Annotated in this window: 22 protein-coding genes; 14 read left to right on the top strand and 8 right to left on the bottom strand. The window is 72.6% G+C overall.

Annotation, left to right across the window (positions count from 1 at the left end; translation table 11 throughout):
- Positions 1-6 precede the first annotated feature (6 nt).
- From V6U86_RS24495 to V6U86_RS24475, 5 genes are all read left to right on the top strand, one after another.
- Positions 7-1,362 carry an aldehyde dehydrogenase family protein gene (locus tag V6U86_RS24495; protein WP_334506902.1) on the top strand — a complete coding sequence of 452 codons (1,356 nt, stop codon included), beginning with the start codon at positions 7-9 and terminating at the stop codon, positions 1,360-1,362.
- A 5-nt stretch (positions 1,363-1,367) separates the two neighbouring features.
- A complete protein-coding gene (locus V6U86_RS24490) occupies positions 1,368-2,135 on the top strand; it encodes a 3-oxoacyl-ACP reductase (RefSeq protein WP_334506900.1) in 768 nt (255 codons plus the stop codon).
- Between the two features lie 103 nt (positions 2,136-2,238).
- The gene (locus tag V6U86_RS24485) at positions 2,239-2,943 is read left to right on the top strand and encodes a gamma-glutamyl-gamma-aminobutyrate hydrolase family protein (RefSeq protein WP_334506898.1); all 705 of its coding nucleotides are present in this window, start codon (positions 2,239-2,241) and stop codon (positions 2,941-2,943) included.
- Positions 2,944-2,990: 47 nt separating this feature from the next.
- Positions 2,991-3,542: a pyridoxamine 5'-phosphate oxidase family protein gene (locus V6U86_RS24480; RefSeq protein ID WP_334506896.1), complete on the top strand. Its 552-nt coding sequence runs from the start codon at positions 2,991-2,993 to the stop codon at positions 3,540-3,542.
- Between the two features lie 179 nt (positions 3,543-3,721).
- Positions 3,722-7,381, top strand: coding sequence for a SpoIIE family protein phosphatase (locus tag V6U86_RS24475; protein WP_334506894.1), 3,660 nt, complete (start codon positions 3,722-3,724; stop codon positions 7,379-7,381).
- A 64-nt stretch (positions 7,382-7,445) separates the two neighbouring features.
- On the opposite strand, the gene V6U86_RS24470 is transcribed toward V6U86_RS24475, so the two are convergent.
- Entirely contained in the window at positions 7,446-7,760 is a 315-nt protein-coding gene (locus V6U86_RS24470; RefSeq protein WP_334506892.1) for an STAS domain-containing protein, read from the bottom strand.
- Positions 7,761-7,855: 95 nt separating this feature from the next.
- Here V6U86_RS24470 and map point away from each other — a divergent pair, with 95 nt between their 5' ends.
- Entirely contained in the window at positions 7,856-8,713 is an 858-nt protein-coding gene (gene map / locus V6U86_RS24465; RefSeq protein WP_334506890.1) for a type I methionyl aminopeptidase, read from the top strand.
- A 55-nt stretch (positions 8,714-8,768) separates the two neighbouring features.
- Positions 8,769-9,482, top strand: coding sequence for a VIT1/CCC1 transporter family protein (locus V6U86_RS24460; protein ID WP_334506888.1), 714 nt, complete (start codon positions 8,769-8,771; stop codon positions 9,480-9,482).
- Between the two features lie 6 nt (positions 9,483-9,488).
- On the opposite strand, the gene V6U86_RS24455 is transcribed toward V6U86_RS24460, so the two are convergent.
- From V6U86_RS24455 to V6U86_RS24425, 7 genes are all read right to left on the bottom strand, one after another.
- Complete coding sequence (locus tag V6U86_RS24455) at positions 9,489-10,217, bottom strand: nucleotidyltransferase domain-containing protein (protein ID WP_334506886.1); 729 nt, start codon at positions 10,215-10,217, stop codon at positions 9,489-9,491.
- Positions 10,218-10,246: 29 nt separating this feature from the next.
- Positions 10,247-10,747, bottom strand: coding sequence for a nitroreductase/quinone reductase family protein (locus V6U86_RS24450; protein WP_334506884.1), 501 nt, complete (start codon positions 10,745-10,747; stop codon positions 10,247-10,249).
- Positions 10,748-10,819: 72 nt separating this feature from the next.
- On the bottom strand, positions 10,820-13,597 hold the full coding sequence (locus V6U86_RS24445) for an FtsX-like permease family protein (protein WP_334506882.1): 2,778 nt from the start codon (positions 13,595-13,597) through the stop codon (positions 10,820-10,822).
- Positions 13,594-14,352: an ABC transporter ATP-binding protein gene (locus V6U86_RS24440; protein ID WP_334506880.1), complete on the bottom strand. Its 759-nt coding sequence runs from the start codon at positions 14,350-14,352 to the stop codon at positions 13,594-13,596. The genes V6U86_RS24445 and V6U86_RS24440 overlap by 4 nt, the downstream gene beginning before the upstream one ends.
- Entirely contained in the window at positions 14,325-14,927 is a 603-nt protein-coding gene (locus V6U86_RS24435; protein ID WP_334506878.1) for a PadR family transcriptional regulator, read from the bottom strand. The genes V6U86_RS24440 and V6U86_RS24435 overlap by 28 nt, the downstream gene beginning before the upstream one ends.
- Before the next feature lie 52 nt (positions 14,928-14,979).
- A complete protein-coding gene (locus tag V6U86_RS24430) occupies positions 14,980-15,417 on the bottom strand; it encodes a ferritin-like domain-containing protein (protein ID WP_334506876.1) in 438 nt (145 codons plus the stop codon).
- Entirely contained in the window at positions 15,414-15,941 is a 528-nt protein-coding gene (locus tag V6U86_RS24425) for a hypothetical protein (protein WP_334506874.1), read from the bottom strand. Before V6U86_RS24425 ends, V6U86_RS24430 begins: the two co-directional genes overlap by 4 nt.
- 154 nt (positions 15,942-16,095) lie before the next feature.
- Between V6U86_RS24425 and rimP the strand changes: the two genes are divergently transcribed.
- The 7 genes from rimP to V6U86_RS24390 all read left to right on the top strand — a co-directional run bounded on the left by rimP (position 16,096) and on the right by V6U86_RS24390 (position 23,381).
- Positions 16,096-16,836 (top strand): ribosome maturation factor RimP, encoded by a 741-nt coding sequence (gene rimP / locus V6U86_RS24420; protein WP_334506872.1) that lies wholly within the window; start codon positions 16,096-16,098, stop codon positions 16,834-16,836.
- Entirely contained in the window at positions 16,833-17,876 is a 1,044-nt protein-coding gene (gene nusA / locus V6U86_RS24415; RefSeq protein WP_334506870.1) for a transcription termination factor NusA, read from the top strand. The genes rimP and nusA overlap by 4 nt, the downstream gene beginning before the upstream one ends.
- Before the next feature lie 16 nt (positions 17,877-17,892).
- The gene (locus V6U86_RS24410) at positions 17,893-18,225 is read left to right on the top strand and encodes a YlxR family protein (RefSeq protein WP_334506867.1); all 333 of its coding nucleotides are present in this window, start codon (positions 17,893-17,895) and stop codon (positions 18,223-18,225) included.
- A 93-nt stretch (positions 18,226-18,318) separates the two neighbouring features.
- Positions 18,319-21,339 (top strand): translation initiation factor IF-2, encoded by a 3,021-nt coding sequence (infB, locus tag V6U86_RS24405; RefSeq protein ID WP_334506865.1) that lies wholly within the window; start codon positions 18,319-18,321, stop codon positions 21,337-21,339.
- Positions 21,340-21,429: 90 nt separating this feature from the next.
- A complete protein-coding gene (locus tag V6U86_RS24400) occupies positions 21,430-21,726 on the top strand; it encodes a DUF503 domain-containing protein (protein ID WP_124771432.1) in 297 nt (98 codons plus the stop codon).
- Positions 21,727-21,852: 126 nt separating this feature from the next.
- Positions 21,853-22,335 carry a 30S ribosome-binding factor RbfA gene (gene rbfA, locus V6U86_RS24395; protein WP_334506862.1) on the top strand — a complete coding sequence of 161 codons (483 nt, stop codon included), beginning with the start codon at positions 21,853-21,855 and terminating at the stop codon, positions 22,333-22,335.
- Positions 22,332-23,381 (top strand): DHH family phosphoesterase, encoded by a 1,050-nt coding sequence (locus V6U86_RS24390; RefSeq protein WP_334506860.1) that lies wholly within the window; start codon positions 22,332-22,334, stop codon positions 23,379-23,381. Before rbfA ends, V6U86_RS24390 begins: the two co-directional genes overlap by 4 nt.
- Positions 23,382-23,390 lie beyond the last annotated feature (9 nt).

The following is a 23,390-nucleotide window of genomic DNA, read 5'->3' as shown; positions in this document are numbered from 1 at the left end:
TGGCGCGTGACGGTTCTTGTTGATCCGGCTTCCGGGGTGGGGTTTCGGGAGGTTGCCGGGGCTTCCCTCGAAGAGGTGGACGTTGCTATCTCTCGGGCTGCTGCCGCCTTTGCGGCGTGGCGGGGGGTTGCGCCGGGGGATCGGGGGCGGTTGTTGCGGCGGTTCGCCGCGCTCGTCGACGCGCACCTGGACGAGTTGGCCGGGCTGGAGGTGCGCAACTCCGGGCACACTGTCGGCAACGCCCGCTGGGAGGCCGGCAACGTCCGTGACGTGCTGGACTACTACGCCGGGGCCCCGGAGCGGCTGACCGGGCGGCAGATCCCGGTGGCCGGTGGGCTGGACGTCACCTTCCACGAGCCACTCGGTGTGGTCGGCGTGATCGTGCCGTGGAACTTCCCGATGCCGATCGCCGCCTGGGGGTTCGTTCCGGCGCTCGCCGCCGGCAACACAGTGGTGCTCAAACCCGCCGAGCTGACCCCGCTCACCGCACTGCGCCTGGCCGAGCTGGCCCGCGAGGCGGGCCTGCCCGACGACGTGTTCACAGTCGTCCCGGGCGAGGGCGCAGTGGTGGGGGAGCGGTTCGTCAGTCACCCGGCGGTCCGCAAGATCTGCTTCACCGGCTCCACCGAGGTCGGCACCCGGATCATGGCCGGCTGCGCCGCGCAGGTGAAGCGCCTCACCCTGGAGTTGGGCGGCAAGAGCGCGAACATCGTGTTCGCCGACGCCGACCTGGAACGCGCCGCCGCGACCGCGCCGGGCGCGGTCTTCGACAACGCCGGCCAGGACTGCTGCGCACGGTCGCGGATCCTGGTCCAACGGCCGGTGTACGACCGGTTCCTGGAACTGCTCGAACCAGCGGTACGCGCGGTACGCGTCGAGGACCCGTCCCGGGACACCGCCGAGATGGGCCCGCTGATCTCCGCCACCCAACGGGACCGGGTCGCCGGCTACCTCGACGCGGCAAAGATCGCCTTCACCGGCTCCTGCCCCGACGGCCCCGGATTCTGGCACGCGCCCACGGTGCTGCTGGCCGACTCGCCGGCCGACCGGCACTGGCGGGAGGAGATCTTCGGCCCGGTCGTCTCGGTGTTGCCGTTCGACGACGAGGCGGACGCGGTCCGGCTCGCCAACGACACCGAGTACGGCCTCTCCGGCTCGATCTGGACCCGGGACGTCGGTCGGGCCCTGCGCCTGGCCCGCGCCGTCGACTCGGGCAACCTCAGCGTCAACTCGCACTCCTCGGTGCGCTACTGGACCCCGTTCGGCGGGATGAAGCGCTCCGGCCTCGGCCGTGAGCTGGGCCCGGACGCGCTGCACTCCTTCACGGACGTCAAGAACGTGTTCATCGCGACAGAGGAGTGAGGCCAGTGCAGGGTCGGTTGCAGGACCGGGTGGCCGTGGTCACCGGAGCGGGCAGCGGCATCGGGTTGGCCACCGTGCGGCGGTTCGCCGCCGAGGGGGCCCGGGTGGTCTGCGTGGACATCGACGCGGAGGCCGGCACGAAGGCCGCGCAGGAGTGCGGCGGCGAGTTCGTGGCCACCGACGTGGCCGACGAGTCGGCGGTACGCGACCTGTTCGACGGGGTGGCCGACCGGCACGGCCGGGTGGACGTCGCGTTCAACAACGCCGGTATCTCACCCCCGGACGACGACTCCATCCTGGACACCGGCCTGGACGCGTGGGAGCGGGTGCTGCGGGTCAACACCACGAGCGTCTACCTGTGCTGCAAGTACGCCATTCCGCACATGCGGCGGCAGGGCAAGGGCTCGATCATCAACACCGCGTCGTTCGTGGCGCTGATGGGCGCGGCGACATCGCAGATCGCGTACACCGCCAGCAAGGGCGGGGTGCTGGCGATGACCCGGGAGTTGGGTGTGCAGTTCGCCCGCGAGGGCATCCGGGTGAACGCGCTCTGTCCCGGCCCGGTGGCCACCCCGTTGCTGCTGGAGCTCTTCGCCGCCGACCCGGAACGTGCCGCCCGTCGGCTGGTGCACGTGCCGATGGGTCGCTTCGGGCAACCGGAGGAGATCGCTGCCGCGGTCGCGTTCCTGGCCAGTGACGACGCCTCGTTCATGACCGCCGCGCAGTTCGTTGTCGACGGCGGCATCACGGGCGCCTACGTCACTCCCCTGTGAGTGCGAGGAGTGAGCCGGTTTTGCGAGCCCCGCAGTCGCGAACGGAGTCAGTGCTGTGAGTGCGAGGAGTGAGCCGGGTTTGCGAGCCCCGCAGTCGCGAACGGTGCCAGCTCAGCGGAGGCCGCTGATCGGGGTCAGCGCGTACGCCGAGCCCGCCGACTGGGCTGTCTGGCGAGGGGTGCGGGCGGTGCTGGTGCCGGAGGCGTACACCCGGGCGGTGACGGCCGCGGGTGGTCGGGCGGTGGTGCTGCCGCCGGACGACGTGGACGCGGACGTGGTGGCTGTCCTCGACGGGTTGTTGCTGGCCGGTGGCGCGGACGTCGGCCCGGGGCGGTACGGCCAGCCGCCCGACCCGCGTACCGAGGACCGGCCGGACCGGGACGCCGGCGAGCTGGCCCTGTTGGCCGCCGCGCTCGCCGCCGAGGTGCCGGTGCTGGGCGTGTGCCGGGGCATGCAGTTGCTCGCGGTCGCGTACGGCGGCGCCCTGCACCAGCACCTGCCGGACGTGGTGGGTCACGAGGCGCACCGCCCGGCGCCCGGCGTGTACGGGACCCACCCGGTGCGGTTCGCGCCGGGGAGTCTGGCCGCCTCGGTGTTGGCGGGGGTCGACCAGGTCAACTCGTACCACCACCAGGCGGTGGCCGATCCGGGCCGGCTCACGGTGACGGGTTGGGCGGCGGACGGCGTGGTGGAGGTGGTGGAGGACCCGGCCCGGCCGTTCGTGCTCGGGGTGCAGTGGCATCCGGAGAATGAGCGGGATCCCCGTCCGATCACGGCGTTGGTGCGGGCCGCTGGCCAGCGGGTGTGACCGAGATCGCCCCCGACTGCCGGCGGCACCGGTGGGAGGATCGGCGCATGGGCAAGGTCTATCCGGAGATCGATTGTCGACTGCGTGACTTCATCGTGGCCCAGCCGCTTTTCTTCGTGGCCACCGCCCCGTCCGGTGCCGAGGGGCACGTCAACGTGTCGCCCAAGGGCATGCGGGGCACGTTCGTGATCCTCGGGCCGCTCCGGGTTGCCTACCTCGACTATCACGGCAGCGGAGCGGAGACCATCGCCCACCTGCGGGACAACGGCCGGATCACGCTGATGTTCTGCGCCTTCGACGGTCCGCCGAAGATCGTCCGGTTGCACGGTCGGGGCAGCAGCGTCGCGGTGACCGAGGACGCCTTCGCCGATCGGATCGCCGAGTTTCCCGCACCGCCGGACGTGCACGCCGTCCGGGCGGTCATCACGGTCGAGGTGGAGCGCGTCAGTGACTCCTGTGGATACGCGGTGCCGATGATGGACTTCCGGGCCGAACGCGATCTGTTGCTTACCTCACACTCCCGCCGCAGCGCCGACGACCTGGTCGCCTACCGAGCCACCAAGAACGCGGCGAGCATCGACGGCCTGCCGGTCTTCTGACTCGTCAGGGCACCCCGACCACTGCCGTTATCCGTACTGTCGGGTGCCCGACGGCGCAGGCGTGGATAACCAGCGTCGGGCCGTCGTGATGCGTTACGTTGCCGGTCCGCTTGGGTACAAGTCGAGGCACGGCGGGTGAAGATCAACGGTCGAGGGGTACGGCCGGAGCGGGAGGCTGCATGAGCTCGGCCCAGGGGGGCGCTGACATCGGGCCTGCCGCCCTGTCAGGCCGGGAGACCCCTCCGATGCTGGCGGCCGCGTTCGCGGCCGGCGGTGAGATGGGTGAACGGCTGGCCTCCTTCGACTGGTCCTCCAGCCCGCTGGGTGAGCCCGGTCAGTGGCCCCAGCCGCTCTCCACCGCGGTCGGGATGATGCTCGCCTCCAGTGCCCCGATCGTCATGTTCTGGGGCGACGAGCAGTTGGCCTTCTACAACGACGCCTACCGGCCGACCATCGGCGGCAAACACCCGGACGTGATCGGCCAACCGGCCCGCGCGTACTGGGCGGAGACGTGGGCGGTGCTCGGCCCGCTGCTCGACGGCGTCCGGAGCACCGGACGTTCCTACCGGGGCGAGGACCACCCCTTTCTGCTGGACCGGCACGGCTTCGTCGAGCAGACCTACTTCAACGTCTCGTACGACCCGATCCGGGGTGACGACGGCTCGGTCAGTGGCGTGTACTGCATCGTCAGTGAGACGACCGGGCGGGTGCTCGGCGAACGCCGGCTGCGAGCGCTCTCCGAACTGGGCGCCGAGCTGAGCGACATCGGCAGCGCCGCGGAACTGGGCCGGATCGCCGCCGGGGTGCTCGACCGGCACCGGGCGGACCTGCCGTTCGCCCTGATTTACCTGGCCGACCGCGACGGCCAGCTCACCCTCGCCGGTCGTACCGGCGCGACCCCTCCCACCGTCGATGTCACCTCGCAGCTGCTCGCCCGGTTGACCGACGATGGCGCGCCCGTCACCGTCGAGGTGGCCGGTCTGCTCGACGCGTTGCCGGTCGACGCGGCCGACCAGGCCCTCGTGCTGCCGCTCACGGCGAGCAACCAGACGGTCGGCGTGCTGGTCGTCGGCGTGGCCCGCCAGCTGCCGCTCAGCGACGACTACCGCGACTTCCTCGGCCTGGTCGCCGCCCAGATCTCCCGGGCGGTCGCCGCCCAGCGGGCGTACGAGGAGGAGCGGGCCCGGGCCGCCGAGCTGGCCGCGCTGGACCGGGCGAAGACCAACTTCTTCGCCAACGTCAGCCACGAGTTCCGTACCCCGCTGACCCTGGTGCTCGGCCCGTTGGAGGACATGCTGGCCGACCCGGAGCTGCCCGCCACCGAAACCGACCGGCTCAGCATGATGCACCGCAACGCGCTGCGCCTGCTCAAGCTGGTCAACACCGTGCTGGACTTCTCCCGGTTGGAGTCCGGTCGGTTGGCCGCCCGCTATCAGCCCACCGATCTCGCCGGTTACACCGCCCGGCTGGCCAGCACCTTCCGCTCCGCCACCGAGCGGGCCGGGTTGCGGCTGGTGGTGGACTGTCCGCCGCTGCCGACGCCGGTCTTCGTCGACCGGGACATGTGGGAGAAGATCGTCCTCAACCTGGTGTCGAACGCGGTCAAGTTCACCTTCGACGGCGAGATCCGGGTGCGGGTCCAGGCCGTGGAGGGCGCGGCGCGGCTGGAGGTGACGGACACCGGCATCGGCATCGTGCCGGACGAGCTGCCGCACGTCTTCGAACGGTTCCACCGGGTGCCGGGGGCGCGGGCACGCACCCACGAAGGCACCGGCATCGGCCTCGCGCTGGTCCGCGAGCTGGTCGAGATGCACGGCGGTCAGGTCGGGTTGACCAGCCAGGTCGACGGGGGCAGCACCTTCACGGTGACCGTTCCGTTCGGCTCGGCGCACCTGCCGGCGGACCGGGTGGTGGCGTTCGACCCGTTGCCCGTGGGTGAGCCCGAGCAGGCCCGGCTCTTCGTGGCGGAGACCGCGCTGTGGGCCGGTGTCGCGGCGACACCCGAGGTCGCCCGTCAGCCGGCGGCGGGCCCCCCGGCTGGCCGGATCCTGGTCGTCGACGACAACGCCGACCTGCAGGAGCACGTCAGCCGGCTGCTCTCGCCGACCTGGGACGTGGTCACCGCGAACGACGGGCTCGATGCCCTGCCGTTGGCCCGCGAGGGCGGGTTCGACCTGGTGCTCACCGACGTGATGATGCCTCGGCTGGACGGGTTCGGGCTGGTCAGCGCGCTGCGCGCGGACCCGCGTACCCGGCATGTGCCGATCGTGCTGCTCTCCGCCCGCGCCGGCTCCGCGGAGGCCGTCGCCGGCCTCGCCGTCGGCGCCGACGACTACCTCACCAAGCCGTTCTCCGCGCAGGAGTTGATCGCCCGGGTGCGGGCCAACGTGGAGTTGGGCCAGCTGCGCGGGCAGATCATCCGCCGGCTCCGGGCGCTGGCCGACGCGGCGGTGGCGGTGAACACCGCCCGATCCACCGCCGATGTCCTCCAGGTCGCCGCCCGGCACGCGTTGAGCCTCGCCGAGGCGGCGCGGGTGGTGGTCACCGCGGCCGAGGCGCGCTTCGAGGCGGACGGCGGTGGCACCGCTGCCGCCGACCCGTCCTTCGTGGCCGAGCTGACCGGCACCACCGGCCGGCAGCTCGGTGAGCTGCAGGTCTGGCGGGCGGACGGCGACGAGGCGCAGGCCGACGACGCCGCGTTGACCCAGCTGGCCCGGCTGGTCGGGGTGCGGCTGGAGAACGCCCAGCTCTACGAAGCCGAACACCGCATCGCCACCACCCTGCAGCACAGCCTGCTGCCCCGGTCACTGCCCCAGCTGCCCGGCGCGGTGGTGGCCAGCCGTTACCTGCCCGGCAGCGCTGACGTCGAGGTCGGCGGCGACTGGTACGACGCGATCGCGCTGAACCGTGACGAACTGGTGCTGGTCATCGGGGACGTGGTCGGTAAGGGCGTCCGGGCCGCCGCGGCGATGGGGCAGCTGCGCAACGCGCTGCGGGCGTACGTGCTGGAGGGCTTCGATCCGGGTGAGTCGCTGACCCGGCTCAACCGGCTGGTCGGCTCCACCGAGGGCCGATCCTTCGCGACCGTGGTCTGCCTGCTGTTCGACCCCCGCACTGGTCGGCTGCGGTACGCGAGCGCCGGTCACCCGTCCCCACTGTTGATCACCGGAGGCGATGTGGCGTTCCTGCACGACCGGGCGCTCGGTCCACCGGTCGGCGCCCTCTCCGGTGCGACGTACGAGTCGGTCGAGGCCGAGTTGCCGGCCGGCAGTCGACTGCTGCTCTACACCGACGGGCTGATCGAGGACCGTCAGCTCGGCATCGACGCCTCACTGGCCCAGCTCCGCGTGGACGCGGCCACCCCGAGTGAGCACGTGGTGGATCTGATCGACGCGGTGGTCGAGCGGGTCACCGGCCGGCCGCGCCGCGACGACGTGGCGGTCCTCGCCCTGGAGGCGGCGGAGCTGAACCGCTTCGCGCTGCGGCTGCCGGCGGACCCGACCCGGCTCAGCGTGCTGCGCAAGCGGCTGGAGGACTTCCTGGTCGCGCACTCCGTCGGCGAGACTGACCTGTTCGACCTGACCGTCGCCGTCTCCGAGGCCGCCGCCAACGCCATCGAGCACCCGGTCCAACCCGCCGAGGCCACGATCAGTGTGGAGGTGGCCATCGAGGGTCGGACGGTGACGGCCACGGTGCGCGACAGCGGGCAGTGGCGGGAGTCGACCGGCTCCGGCTTCCGGGGTCGCGGTCTGGCCCTGATCAGAGCGCTGGGCGACCTGTCGGTGCGGCGTACCGATGAGGGCACCGAGGTGACGCTGCGCCGTCAGCTGCGAGCCTGACCACGCGCCCGGCGGCGGCCGGGGCGCGCTTCACACGGCTCGACCGAGGACTGTGACGCCGGCCCTAGGCCGGGTCGAGCCAGCTCTGCTCGCCGAGGCCGGAGATCTCCAGCACGCGACGGACCTGCTGGGACGGACGAACGGTGAGCGTGCCGGGAACCTGCTGGGCGAGCCGGACCAGGGCGTGGATGGCGGCCGAGTCGAAGAAGGTGACAGCGCTCAGGTCGAGGGTGATCCTCTCGGCGGGCTCCCGCAGCGCCGTCTGGAGCATCGTGTCCGCGGTCGCCATGTCGACCTCACCGGCCACCACCACGTGGAGGTGATCACCGTCGATCTCCGCGCTGGCGGAGAAGACGGGCGGTGCTCCCCCTTGATCCACGCAGACACCATGGCACAGCGGCCCTGGCAGGGCAACAACCCCCACCGGCCGGCCGTGGCGCCCGTCACCAGCGGTCCCGGCGATAGGCTTACGGCATGACCGTCCGCCCGCCGCTGACACCAGGCACGCTCTCCCCGATGCGACCGGTGCCATCCCAGATCGCCCGACCGGAGTACGTGGGCAAGAAGCGCCCACAGGAGTGGCGGGGCTCGCACGTGCAGACGCCGGAGACCATCGAGAAGATGCGCGTCGCCAGCCGGCTCGCCGCCCAGGCGACCCAGCTTGCCGGCGAGCACTGCAAGCCGGGCGTGACCACCGACGAGATCGACAAGGTGGTGCACGAGTTCCTCTGCGACCACGGCGCGTACCCGTCGACGCTGGGCTACAAGGGCTTCCCGAAGTCCTGCTGCACCAGCCTCAACGAGGTCATCTGCCACGGCATCCCGGACACCACCGTTCTGCAGGACGGCGACATCATCAACGTCGACGTGACCGCGTACATCGGTGGGGTGCACGGTGACACCGACGCCACCTTCTGCGTCGGCGAGGTCAGCGAAGAGGCCCGGCTGCTGGTCGAGCGGACCCACGAGGCGATGATGCGCGGCATCCGCGCGGTCGCCCCGGGCCGCCAGATCAACGTCGTGGGCCGGGTCATCGAGTCGTACGCCAAGCGGTTCGGCTACGGCGTGGTCCGCGACTTCACCGGCCACGGCATCGGCGAGGCCTTCCACAGCGGTCTGTACGTGCCGCACTACGACAGCCCGCGCCCCACGGACATCATGGAGCCGGGCATGACGTTCACCATCGAGCCGATGATCACCCTCGGCACCTACCAGTACGACATGTGGGACGACGGGTGGACCGTGGTCACCAAGGACCGGAAGTGGACGGCGCAGTTCGAGCACACCATCGTGGTGACCGATGACGGCCACGAGATCCTGACCCTTCCGTGAGCGCGAGGAACGCAGCGAAGCGGAGTCCCGCAGTCGCGAACGAAAGGCAGGCGCCGTGACCGACACCCCAGCGGCGCTGCGCGAGGCGCACCACGCGGACGTCTCCGGCGGCTGGCTGCGCCCGGCCGTCTTCGGCGCGATGGACGGCCTGGTCACCAACATCGCCCTGATCGCGGGCGTCGGCGGCGGCGGGGTGTCGCCCCGCAACATCGTGCTCACCGGCACCGCCGGCCTGGTGGCAGGTGCGATCTCGATGGGGCTCGGCGAGTACACCAGCGTGCGCTCCGCCAACGAGCAGGTCGCCGCCGAGGTGGCAAAGGAGCGACGGGAACTGGAACGGCACCCCGAGGCGGAGGCTCGGGAGCTGGCCGACGCGTGGGTGGCCCGGGGCCTGCCCCGGGACCTCGCCACCCAGGTCGCCGAGGCGGTGCGGCGCGACCCGGAGGAGGCGCTGCGGGTGCACGTCCGCGAGGAGTTGGGTGTCGACCCCGACGACCAACCCAGCCCGTGGGCTGCGGCGATCTCGTCGTTCCTGTTCTTCTCGGTCGGTGCCCTGATCCCGCTGTTGCCGTACCTGCTCGGCGCCACCGAACTCTGGCTGACCCTCGCCGTCGGCGGGCTCGGGCTGTTTGCCGCCGGTGCCGTGGTGGCGCGCTTCACCAACCGTCCCTGGTGGACCAGCGGGCTGCGCCAGCTGCTGCTGGGCGCCGCGGCGGCCGGCGCCACCTACCTGATCGGCTCGCTGATCGGCGTACCGGGCGGGCTGTGACGCGCCTCAGAGGCTGAGCAGCTCGTCGACAGTGCCGTCGACCGCACGACCACGGGCGGCCAACTCCTCGGCCTGCCGGGCCAACACCACACCCACCTCGGTCATGTCCGCGCCGGCCAGCCCGGTGCGCCGCACCGCGTCCCCGGGGTCACGGAAGTAGGTGCGACTCAGCAGGCCGGTCACCGTGGCCGCGGCCAGCCGGGCCTCACCGAGCATCAACAGAGCCTGATCGGTCTCGTACCACTCGGCGAGCCGGGCCGCCCGGGAGTGCGCCGCGCTGCCCCTGTACCACGCCTGTCGGGCCGCGGTGCTGAACTCCGCCGGCCGGGCCCGGGCCAGCCTCCCCAGGTGCTCGTCGCGCAGCGTCCGCATCCAACCCGTCGGATCGTGCAACGCCTGCGTGGTGACGTACCGGTCGGCGGTCAGCGGCCAGAGCGGGGAGAGCACCCGGGCCTGGGCCAGGTAGTCGTCGGCGGCGGCCACGGTCAGATCGACGAGCACCCCGTCCACCCGCCGGGTCGCCGGAGGCGGCCCCGTCCCGGGTCGATAGGTGACCACCAGCATCCCCGCCTCGCGGTCCCCGCCGCCGTCGTCGTCACCGTGCGCCAGCGGCCCGTGCACCGCGATCGCGAGCACATCGGCCGGGAACCGCCGCCGGACCGCCTCGGCGACCCGTTCCGCGACCGTCCACCGTCGATCGTCGAGACCCCGGCCGACACTGGACTGTTCAACCACGGGTCCGCCTTTCGCTACCGACCGTCAGCCTAGCCAGCCGATGGCTGGCTGTCGGGTGCGCCGCGCCCGGTCGGGGCCAGCCGGAAGATGTGGATCTCCCGGCCGCCGGCGCGCTGCACGTACGTCCGGTACGCGGGCCACTCGGTGACCAGGAGCTGCCACAACCGGTCCCGTTCGGCGCCGGAGGCCCGCTCGGCCCGCACCGCGACCCGCCGGCCCTTCACGTCCACCTCGGCGGCGGGGTCGGCGAGCAGGTTCATCGCCCAGCCGGGGTGGTGGGTCTGCCCCCAGTTGGAGCCGATAACCACGTACGCGTCGCCGTCCGGCACGTAGACCAGCGGATTGCTGCGAGGTTTGCCGGAGCGGCGGCCGGTCGTGGTGATCACCAGGGACGGGATCAGGCCGAGCGCGACCACCCGCCCCCGGGTGAGGCGACCGACCACCCGGTCGGCGGGGACCAGTAGACGTGCGGCCGCGCCGAACCACCGATGATGACCGACCCGACGGGTGATGTTTCCCAGCACTGACACGCCGATCAGTCTGCCGGCTGCCCGGCCCCGGCGGCACCCCTGCGCGGTCCTCTTTCGGCACCCGCGGAGCAGTCAGTCCAGCCGCCGTTCGATCGGTAGCCGGGCCCGGGTGAACAGGCCCGCCCCGAGCATCGCCACCACCGGCACCAGCACCAGGACCCCGAGCGCGGGCCACGGCACCAGGAAGGGGTACGGGTCGGGCGCCGGCCAGTCGCCGGCGTACTGCCGGTTCACCGACACCAGCACGATCGCGGCGGTGCCGAGCCCGGCCACGATGCCGAGCACCGAACCGAGACCGGCGATGACCCCGGCCTGGCAGATCGCCAGCAGCCGGCGTACCGCCGGGGCCGCGCCGACGGCCGCCAGAGTGGTCAGCTCGGCACGCCCCTCGGCGGCCGCGAGCGCGGTGGCGATCCCGGCCGCCCCCACCGTGATCAGCCCGGCCGCCGCAGCGAGCAGCAGAAGCAGCGGTGAGACGTCGGGCGGAGCGCCGCCGTGCTCCACGGTCAGCGAGAACGTCCCGTAGGAGCGCAGCGCCGCGGTGAACCGCGCCTGTTGTTCCTCGCCGGGCGGCGTCGTGCTGCCGACCACCCAGCCGGCCGGGGACCAGCTCAGACCGAGTTGTCGGGCCGCGGTGGTGGACAGCAGCAGGCGGGAGAGACCGGCCGCCTGGGGGAGCGCGTACCCCGGCAGGTCGCGGACGGTGGTCGGCGCGTCCGGGTTCGCGTCCGTGCTGAAGACGCGGACGGTCACCAGGCCGTCGTGCAGGTAGCGCGGGTCCGTCACCACCACGCCACCGGCACGCAGCACCGCCGTGGCGGCGGCGGTCGTCGTCGGGTCGGCGCCGGTGAGAAGTGGCAGCGCGGTGCCGTCGTCCACTCCGGGCTGGACGTAGCCGCCGTAGTAGTCCACCTCTGGGATCTGGCAGCGGGGGTCGGCCCGCGCCTGCTGGCGGTGTGCGGCGGGGAGGCGGTCGCCGGGCTGCCACGGACAGGCCTTGCTCGGCGGGAGGACGGGCGCGACGTCGCAGTAACGGGCGCCCGTCGGGTCGCAGTTGGGCGTGTTCACGGTCGCGACCGCGTCGACCCCCAACTGGTCCCGGGCCGCGGCGGTGACCTGCGCCAGGGTGGGCTGCCCGTCCGGCCGGTTCGCGTACACCAGCAGGTGGCCGGTCGGCAGCGCCGGCCGGTAGGCGCGCGCGTCGCGGGCGCCGTCGCTGGCCAGGTATCCGCCGAGGGCCACGCTGCTGGCGACGGCGGCCATCACGGCGCAGATGGCCGGTGCCGCGGCGGCCCGGTTGCGGCTGGCGTCGCGCAGCGCGATCCGTGGTGCCAGCGGCAACACCCGGCCCAGGCGGGCCAGCGCCCCGAGCAGCGTGGGCGTGCAGCACACCAGACCCAACTCACCCAGGATCAGCCCGGTGAGGATCACCGCCGGGGAGGTCCGGGTGGCGCCGAACGCCGCCAGCCCCGCCCCGCCGAGCACCAACGCCAACCCGACCGTCAACCAACGGCCCTGGGACGCCGGTGGGGTGCGTCGTCCGGCGAGCCCGGCGCTGACGTCCTGCCGGGCGGCGGTCCAGGCCGGCGCCAGCGCGGCGAGCACCCCGGCCAGCACCGCGACGCCACCGAGCAGCACCAGCGCTGTCGGCCAGCAGCGGTAGCCGCCGAAGCGGGCGCCGAAGACGTACTGCTCCATCAGCGGTCGACCGGCGAACGCCGCGCCGACGCCGACCAGCAGGCCGGCGGCGGCGCCCAGCAGGCCCAGCACCACGCCGTCAGCCAGCACGACCCGGCGCAGCTGGGCGGCGTCGCCACCCGCCACCGCGACCAGCGCCAGATCCCGTCGTCGACGACGGATACCGACGGCGAAAGCCGGCCCGACCAGCAGGACGACCTCCAGCAGCCCGAGGCCCGCGATCAGGACGCCGGTGCTCAGGTCGTTGGCGTCGCTCGGCCCGATCAGGCCGAACCCCGTCCGGTCCGTTCCGGTCCGCGCACCGACCGGGTGACGCGCGGTGACCACCACCCCCCGGTCGTTGAGTCGGGAGACCAGCGCGGCGTCCACCGGTGCGGGCAGGTCCGCCAGCCAGACGGCGTCCGGCTGCGGGCCGGTCGCCCCCACGGCACCCGGGTGCAGCGCGACGACCGGCCCGAGGTCGTCGGGAAACTCGACCACCCCTACAACGGTGTACGCCCGGCTCCCGTCGGCGGTGGCCACGGCATGGCCGAGGCGCAGGTCCAGGCGGCGCAGCGCGGCCGGACTGACCGCGACCTCACCGGGCTGCCGTGGCGGCCGGCCGGCTCGGAACCGCACCAGCCCGCGGGCCAACGGGTCGGTGAGGTCGAGCACCCGCCCGTTGACGACCTCGTCGCGGCGCGGGCCGCGCAGCGTCAACGGAACGCGCCGATGCACCTCGGTGACCCGGCTCCCCGGCCCCAGCAGGGCGGTCATCTGCGCGGCGGTGACCCGCGCGGGGGCCTCGCCGTCCGGTATGTACCAGCCCTCACCCCACTCGTTCTGCTCGACCGGGCTGCTGGCGATCCACTGCAACTCCGCGTCGGCCACCCCGAGCCGGCGGTCGACGCGTTCGCCCGGGGTCAGCTCGGCCATGTCGTAGCTGGCCGCCAGGAAGGCCAGCGCCGCGACCGGCAGGGCGATCATCGCGAGCACCAGCGCGGTGCGCCCCCGGGAGCGGCGTGACTCCCGCCGGGCGATCCGCAGCGCCGCTCGCCAGGAGCCGGTCAGCTCGGCGAACCGCCGTCGCCCGACCGGAGCGGGCCGCGCGACCGGCCGCCGCGTCGCGGTGTCGGCCCGAGCGGGGGCCCGCGGTGGCCGACGGATGGTCACCGGTCGCTGCCGGTCAGTAACTGATCGACGTTGCCCAGCGGTGCCGTGGTGTCGACCAGGACGCCGTCGCGGAGGAACACCACCCGGTCGGCCCAGCCCGCGTGCCGCGCCTCATGGGTGACCAGCACCCCGGCGGCCCCCGCGTCGATCCGGCGGCGCAGCAGGTGCAGCACCGCCTCGCCGGTCTGCGAGTCCAGGGCCCCGGTGGGCTCGTCGGCGAGCACCAGCCGGCGCTCACCCACCAGCGCGCGGGCGATGGCCACCCGCTGTTGCTGCCCGCCGGAGAGCTGGTCGGGGAAGCGGTCACCCAGTGCGGGCATGCCCACCTCGGTGAGTGCCGCGCTGGCCAGCGCGCGGGCGCGGCGTCCGCTGGTGCCGTCGAGCTCCAACGGGAGTGCCACGTTCTCCAGTGCGCTCAGACTGCCCAGCAGGTTGAGCTGCTGGAAGATGTAGCCGATCCGGCGGCGGCGCAGCTGGGCCAGCCCGCGGCGGTCCAGTGCCCCCAGCGGTTGCCCCTCGACCCGGACCTCGCCGCCGGTGGGTCGGTCCAACCCGCCGGCGAGCGCCAGCAGGGTCGATTTGCCGGAGCCGGACGGCCCCATCACGGCGACCAACTCGCCGGGCCGGACGACCAGGCTGACACCGCGCAGCGCGTGCACCGCGGCCGGCCCGGTTCCGTGGGTCCGGTGGACGGCGCGTAGCTCCAGCACCGCGTCGTCCGACCCGCTCACCGTCGTGCCTCCTCGCCGGCCCATCGCGCCGCGTCATCCGCGTCGACGTCGCTGGGCGGGGGAACGGGAGGCGCCGGGCCGCTGGGTTGGTGTCGAACCAGACTGGTCTCGCAGTGGTCCAGCCAGCGCACCTCCGCCTCGGCCTGGAACACCATCGAATCCAGCACGAGACGCCACGGGAGGTCCTCCGGCCGGTTGCTGCCGTACTTCAATCGGGTCAACTCCTGCAGGGCCCGCATCGTCGCGCTGCGTTGGGCCTGCACCACCGACCGGACGTCGACCCCGGGGGTGGTGAGCGCCAGCGCCAGCTTGATCGCCAGCTCGTCGCGGGGCCGGTCGGTACGGCTGATCGGGGTGGCGAACCACAGCGCCAGGTCCGCCCGGCCGGCGTCGGTGATCTCGTACGGGCGCTGCCCGGCCTCGCTCTCCGGCAGCGGGCGCACCAGACCGTCCCGTTCCAGCCGGGACAGCGTGGTGTAGACCTGCCCGATGTTCAGCGGCCAGGTCGAGCCGGTCGACTCCTCGAACGCGGCGCGCAGCTGGTAGCCGTACATCTGGCCGCGTTCGAGCAGGGCGAGCAACCCGTGACGGATGGACATGGCAACGGAGTATGCATACCTGGTATGCGGACTGCAACCGGAGCAGACCGGTTCAGGTCGGGCGTCCGGGAAACGGGACGGTCAGCGGGGTCGATCCGGCCGTCTTCCGCCACCGGGTGGCCCGCACGGCGTACTCGACCAGGGCGGCCAGCGCCTGGTCCCGGTCGGCGCCGGTGGTGGACGCCAGGGCGGCCCGCCAGTGTGCGGCGGTGCGCTCCTCCACCTCGGCGGCGAGCCGCAGGGCGCTCGCCCGGTCGGTCACGGGGAACGGCAGCGCGTACCCGGCGCGGTCCGGCGGGACGACACCGCCGGCCGTGGTGAGCTGCACCACCAGCGCGTCGCGTCGGCGGCGATGCGCCGCCTCCGCCTGGCGTGCCGCGTCCCGCGCCGCTCCGGTGAGCCGGACGCCGATGCGTCCGTAGGCGTAGATGGCCGCGTACTCGGCGGACAGGGCGGAGGTGAGCGCCTCCCCGGCGGACGGCTGCCTCACTTCAGTGCCTCCTGGTGGGTCGCCCGGGCGGCGACGATCGATCCGAGCAGTGCGGCCCGTTCCGCGGGTGCCGCGGCGCAGGCGGCGGTGGCGGACTGTTGGGCGGTCTTCTCCAGCGCCCGCAGGGCGGCGCGCGCGCCGTTCGAGTCGGCGGCCGGTGGGGTGGTCGGGGCGACGGAGGCCGCCGAGGGCACCGTTACGCCGATCACGCGGGCCAGCTCGGTGGCGTGCGCGGTGTGCGCCTCGGCGATCGGGTTGAGCCGGTCGGCGAGATCGGGATGCGCGGTCGCGCTGGCCCGGTACGCGGCGGCCAGCGCGAGCGACTCGTCCACCATCGGCCGCAGCGGGTCGGGCGGTGGGGCTGGTTGGTCGTCGCGGTCGAAAAGATCACAGCCGGTCAGCGGCGTCACGGCGCCACCGAGCACCAGTAGCGCCCCGGCACTCAGGAGCTTTCGCCGGGAATGTCCGGATGTTTGGTCGCGCTGTGTCGTTCTGCCGATCCCCACCGGCCAAGTCAACACCATGTGCGTCGGTCCGGGGGTCACCGGCGTCGGTGCGCCGCCCGGTCCGCCGCCGGGCAGGCGCGTTACGCTCTGCGCAACCACCGGCGTGTCCACTCCGGTGGCGTGCCGGCATGGCGGGACGACTGTCCCCGTCGACCAGGGAGAGGGTGCGGAGATGACGCAGCGTGGCCGTGCCACCAGGCCGACGGGTCGACCCCGCGACGCCGCGGGTCCCCGCGACGCCGCGGGTCCCCGCGGCGGCGGCGGTGACCTCGCCGCGCGGCGGGCCCGACTGCGGGCCGTGATCGAGCCGGTGGTCAACGACGCCGGTTACGACCTGGAGGATTTGTCGGTTTCCCGGGCCGGCCGCCGGCACGTGGTGCGGGTGATGGTGGACAAGGACGGCGGGATCGACCTGGACGCCGTAGCGGACGTCTCCCGCGCGGTCTCGGCCGCGCTGGACGCCGCGGAGGAGACCGGTGGCGACATCGTCGCCGGCGAGTACCAGCTGGAAGTCAGCTCGCCCGGCGTGGACCGGCCCCTCACCCTGCCCCGCCACTGGCGGCGCAACGTGGGCCGACTGGTCAAGGTCACCGTCCGGGGCGCGGTCGCGTTGCCCGGCCAGCGTGGCGAGCAGCCCGCCGGTGACCGTCAGCTGACCGGCCGGGTGGTCGCGACCGACGACGAGGGCGTGCACCTGGAGACCGACGACGGCCGTGCCGCCTGGGCGTACGCCCAGCTGGGCCCCGGCCGCGTGCAGGTCGAGTTCACCCGGCTCGCCGAGCTCGGTGAGCCGGACGACGAGTTCGACGACGCGGACGATTCCGACGAGTTCGACGACGCGGACGATTCCGACGAGATCGACGATTCAGACGACATCGACGACGAAGATGATGTGGAGGACGAGGAGAGGTGAACATCGACCTCGCGGCGCTGCGCGCACTCGAGCGCGAGCGGGAGATCCCGTTCGACACGATTCTCGCGGCGATCGAGACCGCGTTGCTGACCGCCTACCGGCACACCGACGGGGCCGAGCCGTACGCCCGGGTGGAGATCGACCGCAAGTCGGGCGCCGCCCTGGTGTACGCGCAGGAGATGGACTCCGACGGCGGCCTGGTGCGGGAGTGGGACGACACCCCGCACGACTTCGGCCGGATCGCCGCCATGACCGCCAAGCAGGTGATCCTCCAGCGGTTGCGGGAGGCCACCGACGAGGTGCACTTCGGTGAGTACGTGGGCCGCGAGGGTGACCTGGTCACCGGCGTGGTGCAGGCGCACGAGACGCGGACCGAGAAGGGCATCGTCAGCGTCGACCTGGGCAAGCTGGAGGGCGTGCTGCCGCAGTCCGAGCAGGTGCCTGGTGAGCGGTACGCGCACGGTGAGCGCGTCCGCTGTGTGGTGGTGCATGTGGCCAAGGGCATGCGCGGGCCGCAGATCACCCTGTCCCGGTCGCACCCGGCGCTGGTGAAGAAGTTGTTCGCCCTGGAGGTGCCGGAGATCGCCGACGGCACCGTGGAGATCGGCGCGATCGCCCGTGAGGCGGGCCATCGCACGAAGATCGCCGTCCGCTCCACCACCCCTGGTGTGAACGCCAAGGGCGCCTGTATCGGCCCGATGGGTCAGCGGGTGCGGGCCGTGATGAGCGAGCTGCACGGTGAGAAGATCGACATCATCGACTGGTCGGACGACCCGGCCACCTTCGTCGGCAACGCGTTGTCGCCGGCCAAGGCGTTGCGGGTCGAGGTGGTCGACCTGGCCGGTCGGGCCGCCCGGGTGACCGTTCCCGACTTCCAGCTCTCGCTCGCGATCGGTCGGGAGGGGCAGAATGCCCGACTCGCGGCCCGATTGACCGGTTGGCGGATCGACATTCGCTCCGATGCGGAGCAGGCCTCGCCGGCGGCGCGTGGGGTAACTGATCACGTGCGGGAGCCGGGCGGCGCGATCTCGGGCAGCTAGGGGTAGACTTCTTCCAGTGGTACGACGCACAACGCCGGAACGCACCTGTGTGGGTTGTCGGCAACGTGCGCCGGCCAGCGAATTGCTGCGGATCGTCGCGGTCAGGGACGAGGCTGGTCACAGCCTCCGGCCTGATCCGCTCCGCAGGCTGCCGGGTCGGGGAGCGAACATGCACCCGGATCCGGCCTGCTTCGCGCTGGCGGTGCGGCGCCGCGCCTTTGGGCGTGCGCTGCGCATCACCGAGGTCCTCGACCACGGTGTGCTGGCGGAGCACGTCGATGCGCCAACCACTACGTCCGGTCAGCCCGACCGGGCGAGGGTCGCTAGCAGGGTAGGACGACCGACATGAGCACACGATGAAGTCCCTGAAATGACCAGGCTTCAAGTGCACGAGTGAGGTCGCTGCGGGTGCTGCCCGCACGACCTCGGAGTGAGGAGTGCAGTGGCAGGCAAGGCCCGCGTACACGAGCTTGCAAAAGAGCTCGGGGTCGAGAGTAAGACCGTTCTCGCCAAGCTGAAGGAAATGGGCGAGTTCGTGAAGTCCGCGTCCAGCACCGTCGAGGCGCCCGTCGCCCGGCGGCTGCGTAACGCATTCGTCGCGTCCGCCGGGGCCCCGGCTCCGGCCGCCCCGTCGGCGCCCGCGTCGACGCCGGCTTCAACCCCGACCCCGACGCCAACCCCGACCCCGGGCGCGCCCCGGGTCTCGGCCAAGCCGATGCCGCCTCGGCGGCCGGCCGCGCCGGCACCCGGTCCGAAGCCCAAGGGTCCGGTGCCCGGTGCGCCGCAGTCGGCGACCCCGGTCGCCAAGCCGGCGAGTGCCCACGACATCGAGGTGGCGGCCGCGGAGGCGCGTGCCGCCGCGCTGAAGGCTGAGCAGGAGGCCGCGGTCAAGGCCGCGCAGGCCGCCCGCCAGCAGCAGCGGGAGAATCCCGTTCGTCGGGAGCCTCCGGCAGACGGCGCCAACCGTCCCGGCCCTCGGCCGGGTCCCGCGGCGATGCCGCCCCGTCCCGGTTCGCCGGCAGCTCGTCCGAGCACGCCGGCTCCCGGTCCGGGTGCCCGGCCGGGCGGTCGTCCGCCGGCGCGCGGCGCCGGTAACAACCCGTTCGGCATTCAGGGTGGCCAGCAGCAGCGGCCTCCGGCCGCCGGTGCGGGTGGCCCTCGGCCCAACACCCCGGCGGGCATGCCGCCGCGGCCCAGCCCGAACTCCATGCCGCCGCGGCCCAGCCCGGCGTCCATGCCGAGCCAGCGGCCGGCTGCCGGTCGCCCGGGTCCCGGTGGGGCTGGTCGTCCCGGTGGCGGCGCAGGCCGTCCCGGTGGCGGTGGCGGTGGCGGCTTCCGTGGTGGTCCTGGCGGCGGCGCCGGTGGCGGCGGCGGTTACCGAGGCGGCCCTGGTGGCGGCGCGGGTGCCGGCGGTGGCGGTGGCTACCGTGGCGGTCCCGGCGGCGGTGCGGGTGCTCCCGGTGGCGGTTTCCGTCCGGGTGGTCCGGCCGGTGGCGGCGGTCGTCCGGGTGCCGGTGGTCGTGGCCGTGGCGGCGGTGCCGCGGGTGCCTTCGGGCGTCCGGGTGGCCGGCCGACGCGCGGTCGCAAGTCCAAGAAGCAGCGCAGACAGGAGTTCGACAACCTGTCGGCTCCGACCATGAGCTCGGGTGCTCCCCGGGGTCAGGGTCAGGTCGTCAGGCTCTCCCGTGGCGCGTCGCTGTCGGACTTCGCCGACAAGATCAACGCCAACCCGGGTTCGCTGGTCCAGGAGATGTTCAACCTGGGCGAAATGGTCACCGCGACCCAGTCCTGTTCTGACGACACCCTGCAGCTGCTGGGTGAGCACCTGGGCTTCGACATCCAGATCGTCAGCCCGGAGGACGAGGACCGCGAGCTGCTCGCGCAGTTCAACATCGACCTCGACGCGGAGGTGGCCGAGGAGCGTCTGGTCAGCCGTGCGCCGGTGGTGACCGTCATGGGTCACGTCGACCACGGTAAGACCAAGCTGCTCGACGCCATCCGTAAGGCGAACGTCGTGGCCGGTGAGGCGGGTGGCATCACCCAGCACATCGGTGCGTACCAGGTGCACGTTCCGCACGATGGTGTGGACCGTGCGGTGACCTTCATCGACACCCCGGGTCACGAGGCGTTCACCGCCATGCGTGCTCGTGGTGCCCAGGTGACGGACATCGTGATCCTGGTCGTCGCGGCCGACGACGGCGTGATGCCGCAGACCATCGAGGCGTTGAACCACGCCAAGGCGGCCGACGTGCCGATCGTGGTCGCGGTCAACAAGGTCGACAAGCCGGAGGCCAACCCGGACAAGGTCCGCCAGCAGCTGACCGAGTACGGCCTGGTCGCCGAGGAGTACGGCGGCGAGACCATGTTCGTCAACGTGGCGGCCAAGCCCGGCATCGGCATCGAGGAACTGCTCGAGGCCGTCCTGCTGACCGCCGACGCGTCGCTGGAGCTGACCGCTCCGATCGACGGGCCGGCGCAGGGTGTGGCCATCGAGGCGCACCTGGACAAGGGCCGCGGTGCGGTGGCGACGGTGCTGGTGCAGAAGGGCACCCTGCGGGCGGGCGACTCGATCGTCGCCGGTGGGGCGCACGGCCGGGTCCGGGCCATGCTCGACGAGAACGGCAACCAGCTCTCCGAGGCTGGGCCGGCGCGTCCGGTGATGGTTCTGGGTCTGACCGCGCCGCCCGGTGCGGGTGACACCTTCCTCGCCGCGGCGGACGACCGCACGGTGCGGCAGATCGCCGAGCAGCGACAGGCACGGCGGCGGGCGGCGGCATTCGCCAACTCCCGTGGTCGGGCCACCCTCGAGACGCTCATGGAGCAGCTCAAGGAGGGCGAGAAGACCTCGCTCAACCTCATCCTCAAGGGCGATGTCTCCGGTTCGGTGGAGGCTCTGGAGGACGCGCTGTTCAACCTCGACATCCCCGAGGAGGTCCAGCTCAAGGTCCTCGACCGGGGCGTCGGCGCGATCACCGAGAGCAACGTCATGCTCGCGAGCGCCTCGTCCGAGCCGGTCACGATCATCGGCTTCAACGTGCGGGCCTCGAACAAGGTCCGTGAGATGGCCGACCGCGAAGGCGTGGAGATTCGGTACTACACCGTCATCTACCAGGCCATCGAGGAGATCGAGGCAGCGCTCAAGGGCCTGCTCAAGCCGGAGTACGAGGAGGCCGAGCTGGGCACCGCGGAGATCCGCGATGTCTTCCGCTCGTCCAAGATCGGCAACATCTCCGGTTGCATCGTCCGGTCGGGCGTCATCCGACGCAACGCGAAGGCTCGCCTGCTTCGGGACGGGACGGTCGTGGCGGACAACCTCACGATCACCTCGCTCAAGCGGTTCAAGGACGACGCCACCGAGGTCCGCGAGGGCTTCGAGTGCGGTCTGACCCTGGGTGGTTACAACAACGTCCAGGTCGGCGACGTCATCGAGACCTTCGAGATGCGGGAGAAGGTTCGCGCCTGATCCGGCAGTGACACGCTGATCAAGGGGTTTACGCCGAACGGCGTAAACCCCTTGATCATGCGGGGCGGGTTGGCGGTATCGTCCGGGGCGATGTTCACCGGAACCGCGGTCTTCGACCTGCTGCTGCCGGGCGACTCCCGGTCGCTCAAAGCCAAGAGATCATATGTACGGCCGATCGTTGCGGCGCTGCGCCGTTTCGAGGTGTCGGCCGCCGAGGTGGGTGCGCTGGACCTGCATGGTCGAGCGCAGCTCGCGGTGGCCGTGGTGGCCGCCGAGACAGCGCACGTCCGCGAGGTGCTCGACTCCTGTGAGCGCCTGGTGGCCGCTCGCCCCGAGGTCGAGTTGCTGTCGGTCCGTCGCCGGCTCTACGGCGTGGACGACGACTGACCATGGTGCCGGCTGTGCCGGGTGACCGGCGCGGCCACGAAGGTAGTGTTCGAGATGTTGGCCGGTCGACCGGCGGCCTGCGGGCCGCCGGGTCGACCGGGAGCAGGACGCCGTGGAGGTGGCGAGATGTCTGATCCGGCCAAGGTACGCCGGCACGCGGAACGGGTGCGTGAGCTGGTCGCGTCGGTGGTGCGGAGCCAGATCAAGGACCCGCGGCTCGGGATGATCACCATCACCGATGCCCGGATTACCGCTGACCTGCGCGACGCGACGGTCTTCTACACCGTGCTCGGTGACTCGGTGGCCCAGGCGGACACCGCGGCGGCGCTGGAGAGCGCCAAGGGGCTGCTGCGCAGCACGGTCGGCAAGGCGCTCGGGCTGCGCCACTCGCCGACCCTCACGTTCGTCCTCGACGACGTGCAGGACCAGGTCAAGCACATCGACGACCTGCTCGCCGCCGCCCGCAACGCCGATGCCGAGGTGCAGCGGCTCGCCGCCCAGGCGAAGTACGCGGGCGAAGCCCAGCCGTACCGGGTGGACGACGACACCGACGAGGCGGACGAGGCCTCCGACGCCAAGGAGACCCCGCGGGGTGGGGAAACGCGGTGACCAGCACCGCCAACGCCCCGCTCGCCGGGGCAGCCGGGCTCGGTCCGGCCGAGGCGGACTGGGCTGCGGCCGAGGCGTTGGTGCGGGCTATCCCACCGACCGGCCGCACCCTGCTGATCTGCCACGTCAACCCGGACGGTGACGCGCTGGGCAGCATGCTCGGCTTCGGTCTGGGCCTGCGGCAGCTCGGCGTACGCGACGTGCAGGCCACCTTCCCCGGGCCACCGGAGGTGCCGGAGCCGTTCCGTGGGTTGCCCGGCCTGGATCTGCTGGTCCCGGCGGACGCCGCCGAGCCGGCGCCCGATCTGGTGATCTGCTTCGACGCGGCGAGCGTGTCGCGCCTCGGCGAGCTGGCCGGGCGGTTGTCGACGGCGGGTGCGGCGCTGGTGCTCGACCACCATGCCTCCAACCCCGGTTTCGGCACGGTCAACCTGGTCGATCCGAGTGCGGCGGCCACGTCGGTCGTGGCCGAACAGTTGCTGGCCCGGCTCGGGGTGGTTGTGGGTCCGGCCATCGCCGAGTGCCTCTACGTGGCGCTGACGACGGATACCGGCTCGTTCCGGTTCGAGGCGACCACGCCGGCCGTGCATCAGATGGCTGCCCGGTTGCTGGCGACCGGCATCTCGCCCGGTGACATCTCCCGGCGGGTCTTCGACACCCGGCCCTTCGGCGCGGTCCGTCTCTTCGGCGAGGTGCTCGGCCGGGCCCGGCTGGAGCCGTCCGCCGCCGGGGGTCGAGGGTTGGTGTGGACCTTCGCCACGCTGGACGACCTGGCCCGGCACGACCAGCGACCGTACGTGCTGGAAGCGCTGATCGACTCGGTGCGCTGCACCGCCGAGGCGGATGTGAGCTGTGTGGTGAAGCAGACCAGGCCCGCCGAGTGGGCGGTGTCGATGCGCAGCAAGGGCGCGGTGGACGTCAGTCGGGTCGCGGTAGCGCTGGGCGGTGGCGGGCACACGTTCGCGGCTGGTTTCACCGGTCGGGGCAGCGTCGAGCAGGTGGTCGAGTCGATCCGTGGTCAGCTGGACGCGGCGCTGATCGGCTGACGCCCTCGG

The sequence above is a fragment of the Micromonospora sp. CPCC 205558 genome (genome assembly GCF_036902955.1).
GTDB lineage: Bacteria > Actinomycetota > Actinomycetes > Mycobacteriales > Micromonosporaceae > Micromonospora.
This window is presented reverse-complemented; position numbering and strand designations above follow the sequence as displayed.